The following is a 21,115-nucleotide window of genomic DNA, read 5'->3' on the forward strand; positions in this document are numbered from 1 at the left end:
CAGCCGGCATCTGGCACAACTGGACTACCAACGCCAAGACCAAACGATCCCTGATCGCCTACGACCACTGAAAACATCGGACTCACTCATCTAGGCGACGCAGCGGCAGCAGCAAAGAGGCTTGAGCCGCAGTCTTGACAGTGGAAGGCCCGCCGGGCCTGGTGGAACTTCGTCTCCCGCACGGACAAAGAGGTCCGCCGGGCCTGCGCGGACTGGGCGGCCGCGTCCGACCGCTTCGGCGAGGTCATCGGCTACCCGGGCGACCGCCTTCCGGCCCCGGAACTCCCGACGACCCCGCTGAAGGCCCGGCAGAACCCGCGCTGACCCGTTCCCTCCCGCGAACAGCCGGAGGTGGCGCGGTCGATCGCACGCGTTTCAGGCGGTCGCGGGGTGTCGTTCGCGGCGGTGGCCGGCCATCTGCCGTCGGCTCGCCGAGTGGAACGGCGTCCATGTCGGAGGGGGCGCAGACGGACGGCCGGAGAGGGGAACTCCCCTCTCCGGCCGTCCGCTGATGTCGACGCCGGCAGTCCCCGTTACGGGGCGGTCGTCCCCTCTGGAGCGCACTTCAGCTGCTCGTCGATCTCCTGAGCGGTCCTCGGCCCGTCCTCGGTCCAGTACCGGCCCTCGGGGATCTCCGTGGAGGTGACCTGGGCGACGTCGATGGCGCCGCCCGTTCCGTCACCCGTCCGGGCGTAGGTGAAGAGGACGTCGAGACTCCGCGGCAGCTTCTCGGGCCGCGTGCCCGGGCCGGGTTTCAGGAACTCGTCGTCGGCCCAGAGGGTGACGGCGCCGCTCCTCCCCTCGGAGGTACGCGGCTCGCGCGCCTGCCAGAGAGGCTCGGTCGACTCGCCGTCGAACACCTCGACCCGCGCCACCGTGTCCGTGGGGCACGTCGGTGCCTTCACCGTGACGCGTGCGCCGTCGATCCTGACGCCGATGAGCAGCGGCCTGGACGGCTCGGACATGCTGTAGACGCCGAACGCCCACAGGCCCCCGGCGACCAGGAGCAGCACACCGACAACCGAGCCCGCCGCCACGAACGGCCATACGGGTCGTTTCCCGGGGTTGGAACTCAGCATCGATACCCCCCGTCCCTGTATCCGGCGCGCCGCTCCCACCTGTTGCGGCACGGGTTCACACCGGCTCTCAGGTACATGTAACCAAAGCGGAATCCGTAACGCTTCCACTGGGCCTTGTGCCGGCGCTCATGGCGCATGAGGCTCGCGGAAGGCCTGCGGTTCGAGGTGAAGAAGGTGGTGCCGAGTGTCGTACCGCCGCGCGAGTGCAGCCCCAGGCCGCCGGAGCAGACCCGCATGCCGTACCTGACCCGGCACCGGTAGCCGAGGTAACGCGTGCCCACGTACGCGCTGTACACGCCGACGACACGGGCCTCCTGGCGGTTTCTCCAGGACCTGTCCCGGTTGTAGCCGCGGTTGAGGTAGTGCCAGCCGAGACGGGCGCCGGGGCTGAACCTCGGCTTCCACCACTTTCCGTCCAGGTCGTACTGGTTGACGGGGTCGCCCGGGTAGCCGTAGCGGTTGTCACCGCCTCCGTGCACCGGGTCGATGGACAGGAAGCGTCCGGTGACCGGGTTGTAGAGGCGGACGCCCATGAGGGTGAGGCCGGTGAGGGTCTCGGCCGAACGCTGCTTGGCGCCCAGCCAGCCGTAGCGGGTGGCCGGCTGGCCCGCGCGGGGATTGCCGTACTCGTCGCTGTCCAGCGCGACTCACCCGCCCGGTTCCGCTGACGAAATCCCCTGCCGCTGGACGGGCGAAAGCCCCGCAGAACGGGACTGCGGGGCTCTCACCGTTGTCTGGCCGTCACATGGGCGTCAGTCGAACGTCACGGAGAAGCGCTTCGACTCGTCATTCGCCTCGTCCTGCTCCTGCACCCGCAGGAGCAGGTCGCGGATCTGGTCGAAAACGGCCGAGCCGAACGCCTTCCTGCTGAGCTCCGCGTCCTTCCAGACCAGTTCCACCGGGCGTTCGACGTCCGTCGTCAGCCGATCCCACAAGGCACTCAGGTTCGCCCCGTAGTACGGGCCGAAATCCAGAGTCCGGGCGAGGAACCCGTGGAGGTCCGACACGGTGCGGAGGGTCGCGCCCTCGATGACGACCTTCATGAATCTCACTTCCAGTTGGGGAGCAGGACGAAGCTCTTGTAATGGTCGAACGTCACGTAGGCGAGTCCGTCGTCCGAGTAGACGAGCCGGGTACCCGGCTGCTTGGAACGCTTCATCGTATTGGTGAGGCCGATGTCGGCTTCGTACCATGTCCGCCCGGGGTAGTCGGGCAGGAGCCCGTCCTCGTTCCTGAAGACGTCACCGCCGATCTGACCGTCCTTGAGGTGGTTGCCGAGAGCTTTGCCCTCCTCCCACCCAGCGGCCTTGGCCTGGTCCTTGGTCACGTAGTGGCCGGGCAGCTTGCCCGTCTTCTTGAGGCTCTCGATCAGCTCGTTCGCCATCTCGGCGGTCTTCAGGGCGGCGCCGTAGAGCTTGCAGGTGGAGTTGTGCGCGAGGACCGGAGCGCCGCCCGCCAGCACGTAGTACGTGTGCAGACCGTCGATCGTCAGGTTGTGGACGCGCAGCGGCTCATCCCAGGCGCGGATCGTCAGGAGTTCCCGCGTCGTACCGTCCGGAGTGCGCAACAGGTCACCGGCCACCAGGTCGGCGGCGTCCACCCAGGCGTGCCGGTTGACCACCCAGAAGGGGTGCCCGTCCGTGGTGGTGAGCGTGCCGGTGGCCTTACCGGCCGCGCCGTCCGTGTCGACCGTGATCTCCCGAAGGGCCTTGCGGCCCTCGCCGGTGATCAGGCGGGTGACTGCGCGCGCACCGGTCTCCCCGGTGACGGGATCGGTCGCGAGGACTAGTTCCCCGACTTGTACGTCCTTGATCTCCTTGTACGTGCCGTTGGACATCAGCACCCGTGTGGCCGGCGTGAAGCTGTTGTCCGGGTCGGGGCACGGGGGGTTCTTGCGGAACTTGTCGATCAGCTCCTTGCTCTGCGAGATGAGCTTCTTGGCCGCGGCGGACTTGTCGAGGAAGTCGTCGAGCCCGCCGACGATCTTGACCAGCGCCTTGGTGATCGCCGGCGTCGCCTTGATGACCTGCAGCGCCTTGCCCCACGGCAGTGCGCCGACCACGGCCCAGAAGCAGCTCTCGAAGTTGCCCTCGGTGAAGCACTTCTTGATGTCCTCGAAGAGGAGGTCGACGATGATCTGGCCGCCGTTCTCGACCAGGAAGTCGAGGATGTCCTTGTCCGCGAGGGCGCGCGCCTTCTCGTAGTCCTCCAGCGAGATTCCCGCGGCCTTGAGCGCCTCGATCTCCCACTGGGTGAGCTTGGGCGAGCCGCCCTTCTGCTCGGCCGCCTTCGCGGCCGCCTCGCGGGCCTTGCGCTCCTGTTCGCGCTGGTACTCCTCCGCCTTCTTCGCGGCCTCGTCCGCCTCGCGGGCGTAGGTGTTGGCGTTCTTCGCCGCCGCCTCCGCCGACTTGGCGTGGCCCTCGGCCGACTCGGCGAACCTGTTCGCGTCGGCGGCGTCCTTCTCCGCCTGGGCGGCGGCGCCCTGGGCGACGCTCGCCTCCTTCTCCGCCAGGCCGGCCGCGCTGTCGGCGGCCACCGCGTGGCTGTCGGCCTCGGCGGCGGCGCCCCGGGCCCGGGCCGCCTCGGCCTCGGCCTGGTTCGCGGCGTTACGGGCGGCGGTGGCGTCCGCGTACGCCTGGTTGGCGGCCGAGCGGGCGAGCTTCGCATCGGCCTGGGCCTGGGCGTCGGCCTGGTGCGCGCGGGCCGCGGCGGCCCGGGCTTTGGCGCCCTCCTCGGCGGCCTGCGCGGCCGACTTCATCGCCGCGGCGGCGGAGCGCGCGGCGTTCGCGGCCGATCGCGCGGCGTCCGCGGCGGCCTTGAAGGCCGGGGCGACCTGGGCGTTGGCCCGCTTGGCTGCGGCCTCGGCGGCCTCGGCGGCCTTCACGGCCTCCGCCGCTTTGGCCTCCGCCGAGGCGACCTGCTCGGCACCCATCTTCTCCGCCGCGGCGGCGACCTCGGCGGCGAAGTCGGCGTCCGCGTCCTTGCCGGCGAACGGCGCGGTCAGCGCGATGGCGGTGTCGGCCGGTTCGGCGATACCGGCGGCGGTGCTGCGGGCGGCGGCGGCCGCGGTCACGGCGACGGTCGCCTGGACGCGGGCCATGGCGGCCTCACGGACGGCGCCCTGGGCCTCCTCCTTGGTGCGGTTGGCGGCCTGGAGGGAGTTGTTGGCCTCCATGGCGGCCAGTCCGGCGAGCCGCGCGGACTCGTGCGCGGCGATACCGGCGCGCGCCTCCTGCGCGGTGGCCTCGGCGGCCTTCTCGTCTGCGCGCCGGGCGGCCGCGCGCGTCAGGGCGGCCTCGGCCTCGGCCTTGTTCGCTGCGGCGTTCGCTGCGGCGGCAGCGGCCTCGGCCCTGTTCGCCGCGGCGTTGGCCCGCGCGGCGTGCGCGGTGGCCTCGGCGGCGGCGGCCCGGGCCCGGGCGGCGGCGCCCGCGGCCTCCGTGGCGGCGGAACGCGCCCGTACGGCCGCACCGCTCGCGGTGTCGGCGGCGCTGCGCGCCTGGCCGGCCGCCGTGCTCGCCGTGTCGGCGGCGGCACGGGCCTCGTCCGCGGCGGCACGGGCCACACCCGCGTCGACGGTGCCGCGGCCGGCGGCGGCGAGTGCCTCGGTGGCCTTGGCGCGGGCCTCCTTGGCCTGGTGGTTCTGTTCCGCCTTGAAGGCGGCGCTACGGGCGTTGCGGGCGGTGGTCTCCTCGGCCCGCGCCCGGCGGTCGGCCTCGGCGGCGATGCCGTCCTGGTGGGCGGCGTCGGCGCGCGCGGAGGCGGCCGTCGCGGCGGCGGCCTGGGCCTGCGCGCGGGCGGCGGCGGCGGTACGGGCCTCGGCCTCGGCACGCGCGCGTGCGGCGGCGGCGATGTCCCGCTCGCGTTCGGCACGTGCCCTGGCGGCAGCGGCGAGGTCGCGCTCCCGCTCGGCGATCTTGCGCTGCTCGGCGGCGATCGCGGCCTGGCGCTGCGCCTCGACGCGGGCCTCACGGGTCCTGCGGGCGTGCTCCCACGCCTCCTTCTCGGCCTGCTCGGCGGCCACCCGGGCCTGCTTGGCCTTCTCGGCGGCGGTCGCGGCGACCTGGGCCTGCCTGGCGGCGGTGTCGGCGAGCCGGGCCGCGGCCCTGGCGTGCTCCTCGGCGTTGGCACGCCACTTGACGGCCTGCTGGGCGTGCAGCTCCGCCTGGTTCTTGGCGTTGAGACCGGCGGCGTCGGCGGCGGTGGCGTCCACCGCGTGCCGCGCGGTCGCCGCGGCCTTGGCCGCCGCGTCCGCCGCGCCCGCGATGCCAGAGGCGACCTCGGACCACTGGACGCCGTGCTCCAGCCCGGTGCCCACGAGGACGTCGGCCTGCACCTTCGCCTGGGCGGCGGCGACCTGGGCGGCCTTGGCGGCATCCTCGGCGTACCCGACCTGGCGGGCCACCTCGGTCTTGACCGCGGTGTAGTCCGACAGGCGCTTGCCGGCCCGGTCGGCCGCCAGCATCCGGTCCGCCTCGCGCGAGGCCGACGCGGCCGACGACATGGCGTTGGACGCGTTCTTCAGCGCCTTGACCGCGTCACCGTGCGCGGAGATGAGCTTGGTACGCGCCTCGGCGGCGACGGCGGCCTTGCGGGCCAGCTCCCGGAGACGTTCTGCGGCCTCCTGGGCCTCCTTCTGCGCCTTCTCGTGCGCGGCCCGGTCATCGGCGTCCTGCCGCGCGGCGACCAGGTAGCCCTTCTCCAGGAACTCCGCGATCACGGCGGCGTCCTTGGACTCCAGCGCCGCCAGCGCGCCCCGCCTGACCGCCGGCCCGCCGACCGACGCCAGCATCTCGACGCGCTTGCGGTTCTCCTCCGCCCGCTTCGCGGCGTTCTGCTTGTCCGCCTCGTCGCGCTGTTTGGCGATGCCGGCGCCGAACGCGAGGAAGTCGGCGCGGTCCTGCGCAGTGCCCTTCAGGACGCGCTCGACCTCGGCGTTGAAGAACGGGCCGCCGGTGCCGCGCAGCCCCTCGATCTGACGGCGGTTCGCCGTGTCGACGCCGGCGCGCTTGTCCTTGGCACGCTGGCGCGCCTCGGCCTCACCGCGCTCCAGGAAGACGCGGATGGCGTCCGGATCGGTGCTCTCGAGCGCCTTCCTGGCGGCCTCGCGGACCTCTTCCTCCTGATCGAACTCCGCGAAGTCCTCGACCAGTTGCCGGTCGCGCTCATCGCTGATGCGGTCGAGTTCGGACGTGGCGGCAGGGGCCGGGGCGGGGTCGCTCTTCGGCTTCACCGCCGCCGCGAGCCGGTCCAGCGACTGGAGCGTCCGCGTCAGCGACGCCTGCTCGGCGCGTACGGAGGTCGCGGCGGCCTCCCCGGTGACGGTGCCCAGCACCGCCACGGCGATCGCCGCGCACACGGCCTTCCGCATCTGCACGGCCACGCCTGCGCGCAGCCCTCCGGCTCTGGGCCGGAATCTTCCCCTCACGGGAATCCCCCTCGACGAGTGGATGGAAGAACCCCGGCCCGGTCGTGGGGCGGGGTGGTCGGTGTGCCGTCCGGCCGGCCCTGGTCATGGGCCGGCCTGATGCCCGGAGCAATTGATCCGGTGCCGGCACCGGATCTCCGGGGGTGCCGGGCCGGGGCCGGAAGTCCGTACCCCGGCCCGGCCGGACGGGTGTTCCCCCGCCGTACGCCCCCGGGCGCGTCGCCGGTCACAGGACACCGCGAACTGCCCGGCCCCGCCCCGCTCATGGGCGCCACGGACTGCCCGGCCCCGCCCCGGATACGGGCTGGGCCGGCCGTCGCCCGGGTCGAGGGCGGGGCCGGCCGTACGCCCTGGTTCAGCACCGGTCGCGGGCGGAGCCGGTCGTTCGCCCCGGTTCAGCCCCGGGTGCGGTTCTCGCCGTCCCGGGCGCGGTCGAACATGGCCTTCCAGAACGCGGCCGCCTCGTCCGCCGCCGTCCGCTCCCCGGACCAGGCGGCCTCGTGGTCGTCGGCGGTGCCGGAGATCGCCTGCCAGAGGCGCTCGACGGACTCGCGGGAGAGCTGGGCGACGATCCGCCAGTTCTCCGCCTGGGCGGCCGCGGCGGCCTGTTCGGCCTGCCAGGCGCGCTGTGCCGCGCCGGCGTGCTCGGACACCGCCTGCCAGGCTCGTTCCGCTTCCGCACGCGCGCGTGCGGCATCGGCCGCACCGTCCACCGCCGCCTCGGCCGCCGTGGCCGCGGCGATCAGGCGGGTCAGCGTGTGGTGGCGTACCGCCTCGGCGTCGGCCACCCGGGTGCGGTACGCGGTCAGGTCCAGCGTGGCGCCGGTGGCCCAGCCGTATCCGAAGAACTCCGCCACGTCGGCGTCCGTGGCTCCCGGCCGCAGCGCCCACTGGGCGGCGACGCGCACCTGCTCGCCCGGGTCCTGGGTGCCGAGGGCACGGACGAACTCGCGGTCGGCGGCGGCGACGTCCAGCCGCTGCTGCTCACCGGCCTCGCGGGCGGCGCGGTCGCGGCGCTGCGCCTCGGTGTAGCCGGTTGCGACGAACGCGGCCTGTTCGGCGGCGCCGCCCTTCAGGGCGCGGGTCGCGGCGGCCCGCACCTGCGGGGAGAACGCCGCCGTGTGGGTGGCGATCACCCGCTCGCAGAACGCCTTGTTGCGGGCGCGGGTGTCCCGGGCGCGCTGCTTGGCGCCGTCGAAGCCGCCGCCGGGGGCCAGCCACTCCAGGAGCGCCTGGTCCCCCCGGGTGCTGCGCAGGGCGTTCCACGCCGAGGTCCGCACCTCGGCGGCCGGGTGGGTCTTCGCCATCGACGTCACCCGCTTGCGGGCCTCCTCGACGGCGGCTGCCAACTCCGGCGACAGCGTCTGCTTGGACGGTGCCTGCTGTGACGGCACGGCCGGTACGGCGACGGGGGCGGGGGCGGCGCTCGCCCACGCCGGTGCGCCGCCCATGAGGGCGATCGCGCCGGCCAGCGCGCCGGCGGTCACCACCCGCGCGCATCTCCACTGACGGCTCAACTCAGGGTCCCCCTCGGGAAAGAAGATTGGGTGCACGGCCGCCGGGGCGGGGCCGTGCGCACGGCCCCGCCCCTTAGCGGTGTTCGACGGGCACACGCCGTGCGTGCCGTCCGGCCGGTTCACGCGACCGGCCGGACCTGCCACAGCTGTGCGACGGTGCGATTGCAGGTGTAGAGCTGGGTGTCTATGCCGTTGTCCTGCTTCTGGCCGGGCACGTCGACGCACATCCCCTCGGCGTGCGCCGGCTGGAGCTCGTACCGCTTGCGCACGGGGTCGACCAGCATCATCCGCCAGCGCTGGTGGTCCCCCTGGCCGCAGGCGAACTGCTGGACCGCCGCGCCGGTCTTGACGCTCTTGCCCTGGATCTCCAGGCACTTGCCGCTCTTGGCGTTGCGGAGCTCGAAGGTTCCGCCGCGCGTGGCGATGGCGTTCCATTTCTGGGCGTCGGTGCCGTTGCAGTCGTACTGCTGGACGTTGATGCCGTCCGTGGTCTTGCCGCCCTCGATCTCCAGGCACTTGCCGCTGTGGGCCGCGGTGAAGGTGACGGCCTGCTGCGGGGCCTGGGCGCGGGCGATGGCCTCCGCACGGGCCGCCGCGGCGACTGCCGCGGCCTGGCGGGCCGCCTCAGCGGCGTCCTGGGCGGCGGCCCCGGTGGGGTCTTCGTCGGCCTGGACGGCGGTGGCCGTGCCGGCGAGGAGGGTGGCGGCCGCCCCCGCGATCAGGAGGGCCCGGATGGTCCGAGACATGGGGAGTTCCGTTTCTTTCGCGGGTACGGGGCTCAGGCGGCCGTGACCGGGTGGATGCGCCACTGCTGGGCGGGCGTGCCGTTGCAGGCCCACAGCCGGGCGACCGCGCCGTCCGTCTTGCTCGCGGACTCGATGTCCACGCAGAGGTTCGAGGTGAGGGGGGCGTGGGCGGGCCTCAGCTCGTACGCCTCCTTGGCGATGTCGACCATCACCATGCGCCAGCGCTGGTTCTGCGCTCCGACGCACCACCACTGCTGGACGGCCGTGCCGCTCTTGGTGCCGGCGCCCTCCGCGTCGAGGCACTTGCCGCTGTGCCCGAAGCGCAGCTCGAAGGTGCCGGCGCCGGTGGGCACCAGGTCGATGCGCTGGTTCTCGGCGTCGGCGACGCAGGTCGACTGGACGCTGTTGACGCCGTTGCGGAGGCTGGCCTTGGGAGTCGTGAGGCACTTGTCGCTGTGCACGGCCCTGAGCTGGACGGCCGAGGGCGCCGAGGACGCGACCGCGGCGGCACGGGCGTCGGCGGCGTCCACTGCGGACGTGGCCACGGCGGTGGGGGCGGGGGTCGGCTCGGGTCGGGCCTCGTCGGCGACGGCGACGGTCACGGTGCCGGCGAGCGCGGCAACACCGGCCGCAACGGCCAGGGCGGATCGGACGATCCGGGACATGGGTGATTCCGTTCTTCTCAGGTCTGAAGGGAGAGGGCGCGGGCGGGGTGGTCACCGCCCGCGCGGTCAGCGCGCGAGCGGGGTGACGATCTTCCAGGACGCGTCCTGGGCGAAGTCCTTCTCGACGTCGAAACGGTTCTTGGCGGTCTTGTTGGCGACGTACAGGTCGCCGTAGTACTCGCGCAGGTAGCGGCCGGGCTGGGCGGACGACTCGAAGGAGGTGCCGGAGCCACTCAGGCCCTTCCTGGCGCACCAGGTGGCGTCCTTGCGGAACTGCGTGCCGTTGTCGCTCGCGGCCATCCGGACCCGGAGGTCCTTGTGGGTGAGGTAGTGGCCCGCCTTGCGGGAGGACTCGAAGGAGTAGCAGCCCGGCTTGCCGTCGAGGGCGGGGACGACCACCCAGGTGCCGTCCTCGCGGTCGGTCTGCTTGGACGCGGTGGACAGGGGGGCGAGGAACGCCTCCCCGGCGTCGGGCGCGGACTGGCGGATGTAGAAGCCCGCCGGCTTGCCGCTCGCCGGCTGGAACGACTGGCGCTTGGCCCGGTACTGGCTGTCGGCCTTGAGGAAGGTGGCGACGTCCTCGTCGGTACCGGCCAGGGCCTTCTTGGCGGTGGCGACCAGGTGGGGGTTGACGCCGGTCTTCTCGGCGGCGGCCTGGACCTGGAGCGCGAGCCGGCGGTTGGCCTCGGCGATCTGCTTGCGGCGCGCCTCGTCGTCCTTCTTGTACGCCTCTTCGGCACCGGTGTGGATGTACTGCTTCCACGCGGCCGGGTCGGGGCTGAGGACGGCGCGCTGCGCCGCCGCGTAGAGCTCGCTGCCCTTGGCGTCGGCCGGGGCGACACGCAACAGTTCGCGGATGAAGTTGTCGTCGCTGAGGGCGAGCATCGCCTCGGAGGGCGTGATACGGAAGAGGGCGGCCGCGTTGGTGCGGGCGGCGAGCTCCTTGCGGCGCTCGGCCTCCGCCCGGTCCCTCTCCTCCAGCTCCTTCAGCTCGTTGGCGATGTCGCGCTGGTGGGCCTCGCGGGCACCGTTGGAGATGAACTGCTGCCAGCGGGCCGGGTCCCCGGCGAGGGCCGTCGCGGCGGCGGAGCGGACCTCGGGCCCGGCGGCCTCGTGACGCATCACGGCGCGGATGAAGTTGTCGTCGCTCAGGTCGAGCAGTTCGGGGCTGTTGGGGATGCCGAGGGCGATCAGCGCCTGGGACTTGGCGAGCCGGGCGGCACGCTCGGCGTCGGCCTTGTCCTTCTCGCGCTGCTTGTCGGCGGTGTACGCCTCGTGGATGCCGGTGACGATGAACTGCACGTGGTCGTCGGCCGATTCGCTCATCATGGCGGCCTCGGCGGCCTGCCGCACCGCGTCGTAGGTGTCCCCGCCGTCGCGGGCCTTCTGCCAGAGGGCGTGGATGAAGTCGTGATCGCTGAGCAGCAGGACGTCCGGACTCGGGTCCAGGCGCACCACGGCGGCGGCGTCGACCCGCTGGGTGTCGGTGGTGCCGATGCCGGCCGCGGCGGCCGGGGCGGCCGGCGGGGCGGCGATGGCGGCCTGCGGCGCGGCCACGGCCGTCACGGAGGCGAGCGCGGTGGCGGTCACCAGTCCGCGGGTGACTGCTCTCCGCACACGGGCGGAGTTCGGGTTGCTCTTCTTCATGCTGTTTCCGGTCCCCCTGTCAGGTCCCGCACGCGGTTCCCGAACGCGTGCCGTGGTCGGGGCGCAGTCTTGGAGATCACCCAGGGGTAGTCAAAGTGGAATTGATACCTCCTGTGCGATCACTCACCGATATCGCCTTTCAATGCACACCTTGAGGCCAAATTCTGACTGAAAGCCGACTTGTGGGAAGCATCGGGCAACTCGCCAGTAACACGGAGCACTTCATTCCGAATGAGGTACCAGCAGGCAGTACTGCCACTGGGTCACTCCTCGACACGCTTCCACCCTCGGCGGCACACGGCACTCGGGGCCTGGGATGCGGCCGGATTCCCACGGTTCACTTCCGTGCGGGAGGAGTCAGGAAGAAATGTGGGCCGGTACACATCATCCGGAGCACTGCTTCTGATGCCGTATCATCTGCCGGCCCCGACGACCGACGCTTCACCCTCAACGGCCAGGACTCCCCCGTCCTGCGGACCCGACTCAGCGGCGAACCCCACACCGTGCGAGACGAGTGCGACGAGTTCGCCGTCACGCTCGCCGGGCAGATCCTGGGCCTGGGCCCCGTGCTCTTCTTCCACCGCCGCGTCACCACGACGACACCCAGCAGGCCCCCGCCCTCGATGCCGGACGCGGCGACAGCCAGGTCGTCACCGCGCGGCCCGCCGATGAAAAGGAACACTTCCGGCTCCAACGGCAATCCGCTACGACCCGCGACGAAAGCATCCCCCGCACCGCCGGCACTGCCCGACTGCCCCGAACCCCGCTGTCGTTCCAGGGCTGTCGCAGGGAGCGATGTGCGTTCCGGTGATGCCATGACGCTCGGCGCTACCGCGCCCGGCGCCCCAGGAAAGCAGGGACATGCCTGCCAGTGTGTGTCAGGTGGCCGTGGGCCAGGTCCGCAGCATGGCGGCGATCTTCCCTGCGGTACAGGCGGGGTCGAGGAGCAGGTCCTTGAGGGCGATGGCGTCCTCGCGGGCGGGCTTGACGGGGATTCCGGCGGCTTCCAGGTACATGACGCCGGTAGCGGCGGCGACGGCCAGGTTGGAACGTTCCAGCCAGCGACACCGACCCAGCGTGTGCACGAGGGCGGCGGCCCTGGCGTAGAGGCCGTCGTAGACGGGCTGCTCGAACAGCTCGGCCCGATGGCGGGCGACAGCGGCCACGGGCACGCCATAGTCGTCGGGGGCGGGATCGTTGGCGCCGGCGGCTTCGGCGACCTGCAGGATCCAGGGGACGTCGATGTGCACTTCCATCAGGCGGCGCGCGCTCCCCGTGGCGTCTGCTGGGCGTCCTCGGCTTCGTCGAAGACGTCCTGGTGCTCGGCGAGGAAGCGGGCGGCCGCGTCCACCGCACGGGCACGCAGTCCGCTGGCGTCGTCCTGGACGAGGCGGGCGAGGTAGTCCCCGATACTCAAGCCCAGGTCGGCGGCGCGCTTCTTCGCGAGTTCCGCGACATCCGCATCGACGCGTGCACCCAGCTGTGTCTTGGCCATACCACGAATGGTAACAGCTGTTACCGTCCTGTCCAGTATGATCGAAAGGTTCCCCGGAAGCTCGCGGTGTTGGCATGGACGGGCCTCGCCGACCCTCCGTAGGCTGGTGATCGCCTACGAAAGGGGCGGAGTGAACGGCAATCCGCTGTACCACTGGATAGTGCTGGCGGTGTCCACGGCGCTCATGCTGCCGGTGCCGGTAGCGATACTGGCGGGGTGGACACCGCCGTGGCTGCGGAAGCGACAGGCCGGGTTGCGGCTTCGCGCCTACGGCATTCTGTGCATCTACGCCTTCATGCTCGTCAACGGCATCCCCCGGATCGCCGATGCCTCGTTCGAGACGGTCACGGTCTGCATGATCGTCGGGCTCGGCTTCACCGCCGCCGCTGCGGTCCTGTTCCTGCTCTCGGCACGCAAGGATTCAGGCGCCCGGACAGCCGGCCCAGTCGAACCTCGGGAAGGCTGAGACAGGCTTGCCGAGACTGGCGCGTCACGGGGTTTGTCAGGCTTCTGGTGCGAGGGGGCGTCCGCCCCCAACGGATGGTTTTCTCACCGCGGATGCGGGCGCGTTCCCTGCGTTGGGCGGCGAGGACGTCAGGGTGGCGGGCGTTGGCGTTGCGCCAGCGCAGGTAGTGGTACAGGGCCTGGGGCTGCGCGGGATGGCTGCGAAGGTGGAAGTTGGCGAGGGTGAACTGCCTCAGTGGGCCGAAGTGGGCCTCATCGGGTTGGCCCAGGAGGCGTAGGTCGGGGTGAAGCACAGCTCGACCTTGTTCCTCGTCGCCCAGCGGCGGATGTCCGCGGCGGCCGCCCGTAACCGCCGTGACCACGCTCTGGATGGTCACGGAGCCGCGTCCACTTTCGGCCTCCGCGACCAGGTCCGTGATCAGGCCGATCGGATCCGTGACGGAGCGATCGAGGGAGCCGGTGGTAGTCACGGCCGGTCAATATCCCTGATCCGGGCCCGCTTTGGCCGCAACCCGCCGAGTCCTTCTGTGTCGGGGGCCGTGCCGCCGACGGCTGCCTTCTTGGGCTTCTTCACGGCCCTGGCCACCGCGATGGGCTCGAGGAGGTCGTCCATGGTGCAGTCCAGGATGTCGAGCAGGGCCATGAGGATCTTCAGGCCCAGTCGCTCCGGTCGCTCGACGACGAGCCGGTAGACCTGGCTTGAGGACAGCGTGATGCCGCGCTCGGCGAGCGGAGGGATGAGGTCGGTGGTGCAGAACATCCCGCGGTCGGCCATGACTTCGCGCAGGTGCCAGTGGTGGTCGAGCTTGGCAACCATCGCCGGATCCCTCCTTATCGGACCCCGGCGAACGCCGGGGCCAGTGCCTTGTGCAGGGAAGTGTTCATGAAATCGTCGCTGACGTGCGTGTAGATGGCCGAGGAGCTGTCGCTCTCGTGGCCGACCTGCTGCTGGATGAAGCGCCAGTCCACCCCGTTCTCGGTCATGGCGTGACGTACGTGTGCCTTGTGTCGGCAGAGGCCGTGTGCAGGTGACTCCGTGTGGCGATTGAGCAGGTCCGATCGCAGAGGCGGCTTTCGCGACGCAGATGGTCGGCTGTGTTGTATTCCGCAGGACCTCCCGTGATGCAGGTCACTCTCTTTCGTGTTCCTGGGGCCTCTCTGTCAGTGGGGACTGAGATCGTGCCTCCGTGAGCGAATTGGTGCAGCATGTAGATGAGCAGGACCGCGCGTTGGGAGTCGTCGAACGAGGCGAGGCGGAGCGTCAGGACTGGCCGCATCGCATTGCGACGACGCTCTGCCGTGATCGGGCAGGGCGGATCTTGGTGCTGCGACGGTCCGAGACGCATTCCCGGTTCCCTGGCTACTACGACGTGATGGTCGGTGGCGCCGTGAACGTGGGTGAGTCGTATGAGGAAGCCGCGGCCCGGGAACTGTCCGAAGAGCTGGGCGTTCGTGTGCCCGTGCGCTTCATGTTCAAGTTCCTTTGCCGGGAGGGGATCAGCCCCGTGTGGTTTGGGGTGCATGAGGCTGTCGTGACTGAACCCCTGATCCCGGACCGGGGCGAGATCGCCTGGCAGGGATGGCTGACAGAGGCCGAATTGTGCGAGGTCGTCGATCAACGGCTCTTCGTTCCGGGAGGACGGAAAGCTCTGTGCCGATACCTGAAGTCCGATTCCAGGCCGGCAGCTGAAGAGGCGTCTTCCCGGCGATCGCCGATGTCAGTGGCGACTGCGATGCTGTCGGCATGATCCCTTGGAACCTGCTGGTCATCGACAACGCTCTGCGGGCCAGTTGGGCCGCTGACACCTGTTCCCCGGACGACCTCGCCCGCGCCGGCTGGCAGCCCAACAACCCGGCGTGGGGTCACTGTGACATCACCGCTTTGATAGTGAACGACATCTTCGGTGGCGACCTCGTGGTCGGGGAGGTCCACTGCGGCGGGGAACAGCACGGATTTCACTGGTGGAATCGGTTGCCCAGCGGTGTGGACCTCGACCTGACGCACGAGCAGTTCCGGGATGGCCAGACCGTCACCGCAGCCCGGGTGGTCAAACGTCCACCTGGGCCTCTTCCTCGGCGCTGGGAGGAGTATCTTCTTCTGCGCGAGCGGGTCATCGAGCACCTCGGTCACCTCCCCGAGCCTGCCTGACGTGCGGAGATCGTGCTTCAACTGCACGTCCCGATCGCGGTGGTTCGTGGTGCGGGAAGGCGGCTGACCCGGCTGGCCCTGGCGGCGGCATCACGGAGCCGAACGATCTCCTCGTAGTAGCCCCGGAGTCCTTCAAGCCCTCGCCGCGACCTGGCGACCTGCGACTTCTCACCCCTCTGACGCAATTCCCGAGGTTTATGCAGCCGCGAGATGTCTGGACATTCAGATCCCGAGCAGGGCCGCGCCGATGTGGATCGGCAGGCCGCTGTTGACGGGTGCGGTGATGAAGATCCGGCGGAAGTCGTGTGGGGTGGGCTTCAGCCCCTTGAGGCCGGGAGGACTTCGGCGAGGGCGAGGCAACGCCGCTCGATCATCTTCTGGATCGTGCCGACGTTGAAGGCCGCGGGAGCCGTGCCGTTCTGCCGCCGGAACAGGAACGGCATCGGAGGGCTCGACGCGGAAGCCGGAGTGCGCAGCGTCTCCACCGCTGCCCAGTCCCAGAAGGTGGTTCGTCCTCAGCGGCGACGTGTACCATCTCGCCGCCCGGTCTACCCCGATCGTCGCCGGCACGCCGTCAGTCGATGAAGGTCCGTCCTTCTCCCGGCCACTCCACCGCCGCGTCGACCAACTCCTCGATCCACCGGTACAGGGACGACGCGGTCCGGGTGAGGGGGTGGTCACGTCCGAGCTCCCGTGCCAGACCCGCTTCGGTGTCCTCCGCAACGGCGAGGGCGACGTCGCGCTGCCCGTCCATCTGGTCCATCAGGGCGGTGGCGTGCGCCAGCCAGAGCTGCGTCATCAGCGCCCGCACCTCGTCGTCCTCGTCGCTGTCTGCCATCAATTCCTGTGCGGAGCAGGCCAGCTCGAAGGTCTCGATCCTTCGGTCCATGTCGTCGGCCTCCAGGCGGACACCGCCGGACGTCACCCCGTGCGGCAGCGTCTGCACAGGCTCCATCCGAGGCGGCAGGGGACCCTCGTCGCCGGCCGGGCCGTCGGCGGCTGTCCCGCGGCGACAGGCGACGAGGCAGTGGCGCAGGGTCGTGACCGTCGCCGGGTGGGACGGCCCCTGGAGGTCGAGCCTGCACCGGTACACCTCGCGGAAGCCCTCCTCCTCCTCGCGGTCCGGACCCGCCGTCCCGTCGTGGTCGGCAGACGCGGCGACCAAGCGGTTCTCCAGTGCGTCGAGGGTGTCGCCGTGCTGCTCCCCGTACAGGTCCCGGCGTAGCCGGTACGCCCGGTCGAACCAGTCGGCCGCCTCCGCTCGGTGCCCGAGCGCGTACGCGGTGGTGCCCATGCCGTTCAGCGCGTCCGCGTACTGCGGGTGCCGGGTCCCCAGCACCCGGGCCGTGCGGGCGAGCAAGGACGTGCGCAGCCGCAAGGCCAACGCGTGGCGGCCCTCCAGGGAGGCGGCGACCGAGGCATTGGCCAGTGCCAGCAGGGTGTCCGGGTGCTGCGCGCTGTTCCTGCGGGACCTCGCCCTGTACACCTGCCCGAACACCCGCCATGCCATGCGGTACTCGCCGCGGTCGAGCTCGGTCACTCCGACGTTGTTGAGCGCCGTCAGGGTATCTGGGTGGTGCGGGCCCAGGAGGGCGGCGAGCCCTTCGTACGCCTGGTGCTTGAGACGCACCGCCGTGTCGTGGTCTCCGCACATCCCGTGGGCGGCCGCCAGTCCGGCCAGCACGCGCAGGGTCGTGATGTCGGACGGGCCGAGAGCCGCGACGCACCCGTCGTGGAGCAGGCGCAGCAGTCCGAGTCCGGTCCCGGGGTCACCGCTCTCGGAGCGCACCCGGCCCGCCTCGTTCAGGAGGTGCTGATCGTCCCGCTCCGCCAGCGCGACGGCGACCGTCCGCACGTGCGGAAGCGCCTCGAAGGTCCTGAACCGGGCGGCGGCGCCCGCCGCAGGTCCTTCCAGCCGCTCCGCGAGCACCCGGACGGCGGCCCGGCGGGCGCGTTCGCGCGCAGTGTCGTCGTGGTCGGCGAGCCGGAGGGTTCGGCTGACGAGGGCGTGCACGCTCGAGCTCCCCGTGCCGTCGGGGCGGGCCAGCGCCAGCCGCTCGGCCTCGGCGAGACCGCGGCGGACCGACTCCCGGAGCTGCTGCCGGTCCCGCCCCTCCCCGTCCGACTCCGCGAGGATGTCCGTGAGCAAGTCCGGCGAGAACGGCGCCGGCGCGAGCAGGGACGCCAGCCGCGTGACGGTCAGGCCTTCAGGCGTCAGCCGGTCGATCCCGCGCAGCAGGGTGGCGCAGATGCTGACGCCGTGGGCCGTCGGCAGATGGACACCGAGCCGCTCCGCGGTCTCCAGGACGTCCGGGCTCGGCTCGGCGAAGGAGGCGAGGAGACCGGCGAAGCCGCCGGTCTCCGGCAGCGCGACGAGTTCCGCCGCGACGGCCATCGCCAGTGGATGGCGCCCCAGGGCCTGCGCCAGCCTCCGGCGTGCCTGGCGCTCCGCACCGGGGGACGGCGACAGCCTGCTCGACAGCAGCGCCAGGGAGTCCGGCTCGCCCAGCTCCCCGACGTCGATGCGCGCCCCCTGCCCCCCGGGTCCCGGGGCGCGGGACGTCACGAGCGTCCTACCCAGCGCCGTGGGCGCGACCAGAGTGCGGAAGACGGCCGTGTCCACCCCGGCCGGCAAGTCGTCGAGGATCCACAGGTAAGGCGTGCCGGTGGCGGCCAGACGCGTGCTCAGCGCCGCACGGGCCGCCGCGGCCGGGGCATCGGGTCCGACGAGTTCCAGACGGCGGGCGATGGCCGTGATCCGGTCGTCCACGAGGGCGGCCACCCGCAGCGGGTCCCGGGAGCCGTCGAGGTGGGAGCCGAGACCCCCGAGGACGAACACGCCGCCCGGATGGTCTTCGGCGAACAGCCGCCCGTACTGTTCCGCGAGCATCGTCTTGCCGATGCCGCCGCCCCCGACCAGGAACACCACGGGCGGGAGGTCGCTGCCCGCCCCGTCGTCGCCGTCGAAGGCGTCCCGGATCTGCCACAGCTCCTGCAGCCGGCCGCGGAAGTGCCGGCTGCCGACGGCCGGTTCCGGATACCAGGACGGCACCGGCGGTGCGGGGGCGTCGCCGAAGGTCCGGTGGTCCATACCGTCGACCAGCCGGTGCACGGAGTCCGACACGTCGGCCAGTGCGGCCGTGACGGCGGGCAGCCGCAGGCACTTCAGACGGGAGGACAGCACCTGCGAGAAGCTCATGCCACGGACGACCGCCATCACCCGGCGGGTCTGCCCGGACAGGTGGTAGGAGCGGGTCAGCGCCGTGTACATCTCCCAGCGGCAGTACTGGCTCTCCGGGAAACTGGGCGTGTAGAGCGCCACCAGGGTCCGTGAGCCGTCGAGGGCGGCGCGGATGACGGTCGGGATGTCGTCGTAGTCCCGCATGCCGGTGACGTCCCTGAAGACCGACAGGCCGTGGGCCTCCAGCAGTTCCTGGAAGCGCACCGCCAGGTCGATGTCCTCCCATGCGTAACTGAGGAACACGTCGTACCTGTGCCCGGAACGCGCCGGACCCTCCGCTCCCGCCGAACCCACGGCCTCCCCCTCACCCGTCCTGCCGGTTCTTCCGGTCGCTGCGCGGCACCGCGCCCGACGACTCTGCCGCTGCCAGGGCGAGATGGTGCAGTGCCCTCGCCTCCTCGTGGCGGCTGCCGCACGTGCGGCTGACGACGACGGCACGCTCCAGCCACTCGGCGCCCTCCCGCGGCCGGCCGCTGCGCAGGCATGCCTCGCCGAGGCAGTTCAATGCCATGGCCGTGTCCAGGTGCAGGCCGAGGTCGTCCAGTGTGGCGAGCGCGGTCTTCAAATGCCCGATGGCGGCGTCGAACTGGCGCAGCTCCACCTCGGTCAGGCCGATGCCGCGCAGTGTGATGGCGGCGTTACGGCGGGCGCCGCTGCGTGTGTAGTAGGCCAGTGCCGTGCTGAACTCCCGCAGAGCCTCGAGGTGTTCGCCACGGTAGAAGTGCACCCAGGCTCGGTTGCCGACGGCGTTGGCCGCACCGTGCTCGTCGCCGATGCCGTGGAAGATGCGGTGGGCGCGTTCGTAGTGCGCGGCGGCGCCGTCGAGGTCGCCGGTCTCGATCAGGGCCAGGCCGAGGTTGTTCGCGGTGACCGCCTCGGCGGCGGGATCGGCGAGGCGGTGCGCGGCCAGCAGGGCCTCACGGTGGCTGGCGACCCAGGCGTCCCAGCGCTTGGTGAGGAAGAAGAAGTCCCGCAGGACGTACGCCAGTCGCCAGCACTCGGCGTCCATGCCGAGTCGGGCGCTCTCCCGGACCAAGGCCACGACGGTCTCGTGCTCTGCGGCGAACCACGCCAGCGACTCGTCGTGTCCGGCGACCGACGGCAGCAGCGCGGCGGTCACGTCCAGGCCGTCGGTGACCGGGAGACGGTAGCGGTGCGGTGCCAGCACGCGCCCCATCGCGTCGGCCGCGGCGACGTAGTGCCCGGCCAGTCGTGCGGTCACCGCCGCCCGGGTGCCCTGTGCGAATCTGCGGTCCGCGACCTGCCGGGCGAACGCCCGCAGCAGGTCGTGCAGGCGGAAGCGGCCGGGACGGGTCCGCAGCAGCAGGTGGGCGTCGGCCAGCCGGTTCAGTGCCCGCTCCGCGGCGGGTAGGTCCCAGTCGGCCATGACGGCGGCCGACGCGGCCTCGCAGTCGTCGCCCGGCAACAAGCCGAGCAGCGCGAACAGGTGCTGTTCGGAGGGGCCGAGCGCGTCGAAGGAGACGGTGAGCGGCGCGACCACACTGCGCTCCCCGTCGTCCAGTTCGGACAGTCCCCAACGCCGATCGGCCAGCCGCAGCACGAAGTCCGCCACCGTCCGCGGTCCGCCGGGGCGGCACCGGGTGGCCGCGATGCGCAGCGCGAGCGGCAGCCGGCCGCACAGTTCGACGACGTCGCGTACCCCCGGCGGGGGCTGGCCCTCGCCGGAAGTGACCCGGTCGCCCGTGCCGATCCCGGAGATGCTGCTGAACAGTGCCTCCGCGTCGAGTGCAGGCAGCGGACCCAGCGGGACGTGGTGGCCCTCGTCCAGTGAGGGCAGGGCACTCCGGCTGGTCACGAGGACGGGGCAGCCCGGTTCACTCGGCAGCAGCGGCCTGATCTGGTGGGAGTCGACGGCGTTGTCCAGGACCACCAGGGCCCGTCGGCCGGTCATGGCCCCCCGGTAGACGGCGGCCCGGTCCTCCACGTGGTGGGGAATGGTCTCGGCGGGCATGCCCAGCATGCGCAGCAACCGGTCCAGTGCGTCCGCGACCGTGACAACGGGCAGGTCCTGCGAGTAGCCGTGCAGGTCGAGGTAGAGACAGCCGTCGGCGAAGTGCGCCTCCGTCCGGTGGGCGATCCGCAGCGCCAGCGCCGTCTTGCCCACACCGGCCATCCCGGTGATCGCGCACAGTACGGTCCCGGCACGCCGACGGGGGCCGGCATCCAGGACGAGCGACTCGATCAGCTTCGTCTCGTCCTCGCGGCCGACGAAGTGCCCGCTCGGCTCGGGCAGGACGTAGCGCTGCCTCGGGATCCGGAGGACCGCGTCCTCGGGAGCCGTCGCGGCCGGGGACGGGTCGTCGGGGCCGAGCACGTCGCCGCAGAGGCGCGCGAGCTCGGCGCTCGGTAAGGCCAGTCCTCTCTCGACCTTGCTGAGGTAGCCCTTGCTGTAGTGCACGAGGCGGGAGAGGTCGGCCAGGGACAGTCCCGCGGCTGTCCGCCGTCGGCGCAGCGAGAAACCGAACCCGGCTCCCGCACCGTGGCCGGTCCCGTCGCCTCCATGTGGGTCCCGCCCGGTCATGCCGGACGTGCTCCTGCCCGGCTCATCGGCGTGCCGCTCGCGGCGGATCGCCGCCGCTGTCCCTCGCGCGCCCCGCTTCCGGGTGACGGGGGGTTGCACAACTCCCCCGTCACCCCCCGGGTTTCCACCCGCTGAGCTGCGGCG

Annotated in this window: 19 protein-coding genes and 1 pseudogene; 3 read left to right on the top strand and 17 right to left on the bottom strand. The window is 71.7% G+C overall.

Annotated features, from left to right (window positions below):
* Positions 1–533 precede the first annotated feature (533 nt).
* The 11 genes from AB0J10_RS02130 to AB0J10_RS02180 all read right to left on the bottom strand — a co-directional run bounded on the left by AB0J10_RS02130 (position 534) and on the right by AB0J10_RS02180 (position 12,574).
* Positions 534–1,079 carry a hypothetical protein gene (locus AB0J10_RS02130; protein ID WP_363056855.1) on the bottom strand — a complete coding sequence of 182 codons (546 nt, stop codon included), beginning with the start codon at positions 1,077–1,079 and terminating at the stop codon, positions 534–536.
* Entirely contained in the window at positions 1,073–1,720 is a 648-nt protein-coding gene (locus tag AB0J10_RS02135) for an RHS repeat-associated core domain-containing protein (protein WP_363057553.1), read from the bottom strand. The genes AB0J10_RS02130 and AB0J10_RS02135 overlap by 7 nt, the downstream gene beginning before the upstream one ends.
* Positions 1,721–1,831: 111 nt before the next feature.
* The gene (locus AB0J10_RS02140) at positions 1,832–2,122 is read right to left on the bottom strand and encodes a barstar family protein (protein ID WP_363057555.1); all 291 of its coding nucleotides are present in this window, start codon (positions 2,120–2,122) and stop codon (positions 1,832–1,834) included.
* 5 nt (positions 2,123–2,127) lie between these two features.
* A complete protein-coding gene (locus AB0J10_RS02145) occupies positions 2,128–6,447 on the bottom strand; it encodes a polymorphic toxin-type HINT domain-containing protein (protein ID WP_363057557.1) in 4,320 nt (1,439 codons plus the stop codon).
* Between the two features lie 452 nt (positions 6,448–6,899).
* Positions 6,900–7,994 (bottom strand): hypothetical protein, encoded by a 1,095-nt coding sequence (locus tag AB0J10_RS02150; protein WP_363056857.1) that lies wholly within the window; start codon positions 7,992–7,994, stop codon positions 6,900–6,902.
* Positions 7,995–8,140: 146 nt separating this feature from the next.
* Positions 8,141–8,767 carry an RICIN domain-containing protein gene (locus tag AB0J10_RS02155; RefSeq protein WP_363056859.1) on the bottom strand — a complete coding sequence of 209 codons (627 nt, stop codon included), beginning with the start codon at positions 8,765–8,767 and terminating at the stop codon, positions 8,141–8,143.
* Positions 8,768–8,799: 32 nt separating this feature from the next.
* Positions 8,800–9,432 carry an RICIN domain-containing protein gene (locus AB0J10_RS02160; RefSeq protein WP_363056861.1) on the bottom strand — a complete coding sequence of 211 codons (633 nt, stop codon included), beginning with the start codon at positions 9,430–9,432 and terminating at the stop codon, positions 8,800–8,802.
* A 66-nt stretch (positions 9,433–9,498) separates the two neighbouring features.
* Positions 9,499–11,079, bottom strand: a complete 1,581-nt coding sequence (locus tag AB0J10_RS02165; RefSeq protein WP_363056863.1) for an AbfB domain-containing protein — start codon at positions 11,077–11,079, stop codon at positions 9,499–9,501.
* Positions 11,080–11,492: 413 nt separating this feature from the next.
* Positions 11,493–11,660, bottom strand: a complete 168-nt coding sequence (locus AB0J10_RS02170) for a hypothetical protein (RefSeq protein ID WP_363056865.1) — start codon at positions 11,658–11,660, stop codon at positions 11,493–11,495.
* A 297-nt stretch (positions 11,661–11,957) separates the two neighbouring features.
* Positions 11,958–12,335, bottom strand: a complete 378-nt coding sequence (locus AB0J10_RS02175) for a fic family toxin-antitoxin system, toxin component (RefSeq protein WP_363056867.1) — start codon at positions 12,333–12,335, stop codon at positions 11,958–11,960.
* Entirely contained in the window at positions 12,335–12,574 is a 240-nt protein-coding gene (locus AB0J10_RS02180; RefSeq protein WP_269726766.1) for a hypothetical protein, read from the bottom strand. Before AB0J10_RS02180 ends, AB0J10_RS02175 begins: the two co-directional genes overlap by 1 nt.
* Before the next feature lie 106 nt (positions 12,575–12,680).
* Here AB0J10_RS02180 and AB0J10_RS02185 point away from each other — a divergent pair, with 106 nt between their 5' ends.
* Positions 12,681–13,040, top strand: a complete 360-nt coding sequence (locus tag AB0J10_RS02185) for a hypothetical protein (RefSeq protein ID WP_363056869.1) — start codon at positions 12,681–12,683, stop codon at positions 13,038–13,040.
* Positions 13,041–13,104: 64 nt separating this feature from the next.
* Here AB0J10_RS02185 and AB0J10_RS02190 read toward each other — a convergent pair.
* From AB0J10_RS02190 to AB0J10_RS02200, 3 genes and pseudogenes are all read right to left on the bottom strand, one after another.
* Positions 13,105–13,367 (bottom strand): annotated as a pseudogene (locus tag AB0J10_RS02190) (IS630 family transposase); the annotation flags it as partial.
* A 138-nt stretch (positions 13,368–13,505) separates the two neighbouring features.
* Positions 13,506–13,856, bottom strand: a complete 351-nt coding sequence (locus tag AB0J10_RS02195; RefSeq protein ID WP_363056871.1) for a helix-turn-helix transcriptional regulator — start codon at positions 13,854–13,856, stop codon at positions 13,506–13,508.
* 14 nt (positions 13,857–13,870) lie between these two features.
* Positions 13,871–14,023: a tyrosine-type recombinase/integrase gene (locus AB0J10_RS02200; RefSeq protein ID WP_363056873.1), complete on the bottom strand. Its 153-nt coding sequence runs from the start codon at positions 14,021–14,023 to the stop codon at positions 13,871–13,873.
* A gap of 203 nt (positions 14,024–14,226) precedes the next feature.
* On the opposite strand from AB0J10_RS02200, the gene AB0J10_RS02205 reads away from it, so the two are divergent.
* Together AB0J10_RS02205 and AB0J10_RS02210 are read left to right on the top strand one after the other, a co-directional pair.
* Entirely contained in the window at positions 14,227–14,787 is a 561-nt protein-coding gene (locus tag AB0J10_RS02205) for an NUDIX domain-containing protein (RefSeq protein ID WP_363056876.1), read from the top strand.
* The gene (locus AB0J10_RS02210) at positions 14,784–15,188 is read left to right on the top strand and encodes a hypothetical protein (protein WP_363056878.1); all 405 of its coding nucleotides are present in this window, start codon (positions 14,784–14,786) and stop codon (positions 15,186–15,188) included. The genes AB0J10_RS02205 and AB0J10_RS02210 overlap by 4 nt, the downstream gene beginning before the upstream one ends.
* 317 nt (positions 15,189–15,505) lie before the next feature.
* Here AB0J10_RS02210 and AB0J10_RS02215 read toward each other — a convergent pair whose 3' ends face one another.
* The 3 genes from AB0J10_RS02215 to AB0J10_RS02225 form a co-directional block, all read right to left on the bottom strand.
* A complete protein-coding gene (locus AB0J10_RS02215; RefSeq protein ID WP_363056880.1) occupies positions 15,506–15,631 on the bottom strand; it encodes a hypothetical protein in 126 nt (41 codons plus the stop codon).
* A gap of 131 nt (positions 15,632–15,762) precedes the next feature.
* Complete coding sequence (locus AB0J10_RS02220; protein ID WP_363056882.1) at positions 15,763–18,672, bottom strand: toll/interleukin-1 receptor domain-containing protein; 2,910 nt, start codon at positions 18,670–18,672, stop codon at positions 15,763–15,765.
* A 61-nt stretch (positions 18,673–18,733) separates the two neighbouring features.
* Complete coding sequence (locus tag AB0J10_RS02225) at positions 18,734–20,971, bottom strand: tetratricopeptide repeat protein (protein ID WP_363056884.1); 2,238 nt, start codon at positions 20,969–20,971, stop codon at positions 18,734–18,736.
* Between the last annotated feature and the right edge of the window lie 144 nt (positions 20,972–21,115).

The organism is Streptomyces sp. NPDC049887 (assembly GCF_040656535.1).
GTDB lineage: Bacteria > Actinomycetota > Actinomycetes > Streptomycetales > Streptomycetaceae > Streptomyces.

Coding starts and splice junctions, on each gene's coding strand:
- AB0J10_RS02130 (WP_363056855.1), bottom strand. CDS start 1,079: ATGCTGAGTTCCAACCCCGGGAAACGACCCGTATGGCCGTTCGTGGCG.
- AB0J10_RS02140 (WP_363057555.1), bottom strand. CDS start 2,122: ATGAAGGTCGTCATCGAGGGCGCGACCCTCCGCACCGTGTCGGACCTC.
- AB0J10_RS02145 (WP_363057557.1), bottom strand. CDS start 6,447: ATGCGGAAGGCCGTGTGCGCGGCGATCGCCGTGGCGGTGCTGGGCACC.
- AB0J10_RS02155 (WP_363056859.1), bottom strand. CDS start 8,767: ATGTCTCGGACCATCCGGGCCCTCCTGATCGCGGGGGCGGCCGCCACC.
- AB0J10_RS02160 (WP_363056861.1), bottom strand. CDS start 9,432: ATGTCCCGGATCGTCCGATCCGCCCTGGCCGTTGCGGCCGGTGTTGCC.
- AB0J10_RS02165 (WP_363056863.1), bottom strand. CDS start 11,079: ATGAAGAAGAGCAACCCGAACTCCGCCCGTGTGCGGAGAGCAGTCACC.
- AB0J10_RS02175 (WP_363056867.1), bottom strand. CDS start 12,335: ATGGAAGTGCACATCGACGTCCCCTGGATCCTGCAGGTCGCCGAAGCC.
- AB0J10_RS02180 (WP_269726766.1), bottom strand. CDS start 12,574: ATGGCCAAGACACAGCTGGGTGCACGCGTCGATGCGGATGTCGCGGAA.
- AB0J10_RS02195 (WP_363056871.1), bottom strand. CDS start 13,856: ATGGTTGCCAAGCTCGACCACCACTGGCACCTGCGCGAAGTCATGGCC.
- AB0J10_RS02200 (WP_363056873.1), bottom strand. CDS start 14,023: ATGACCGAGAACGGGGTGGACTGGCGCTTCATCCAGCAGCAGGTCGGC.
- AB0J10_RS02210 (WP_363056878.1), top strand. CDS start 14,784: ATGATCCCTTGGAACCTGCTGGTCATCGACAACGCTCTGCGGGCCAGT.
- AB0J10_RS02215 (WP_363056880.1), bottom strand. CDS start 15,631: ATGCCGTTCCTGTTCCGGCGGCAGAACGGCACGGCTCCCGCGGCCTTC.
- AB0J10_RS02225 (WP_363056884.1), bottom strand. CDS start 20,971: ATGACCGGGCGGGACCCACATGGAGGCGACGGGACCGGCCACGGTGCG.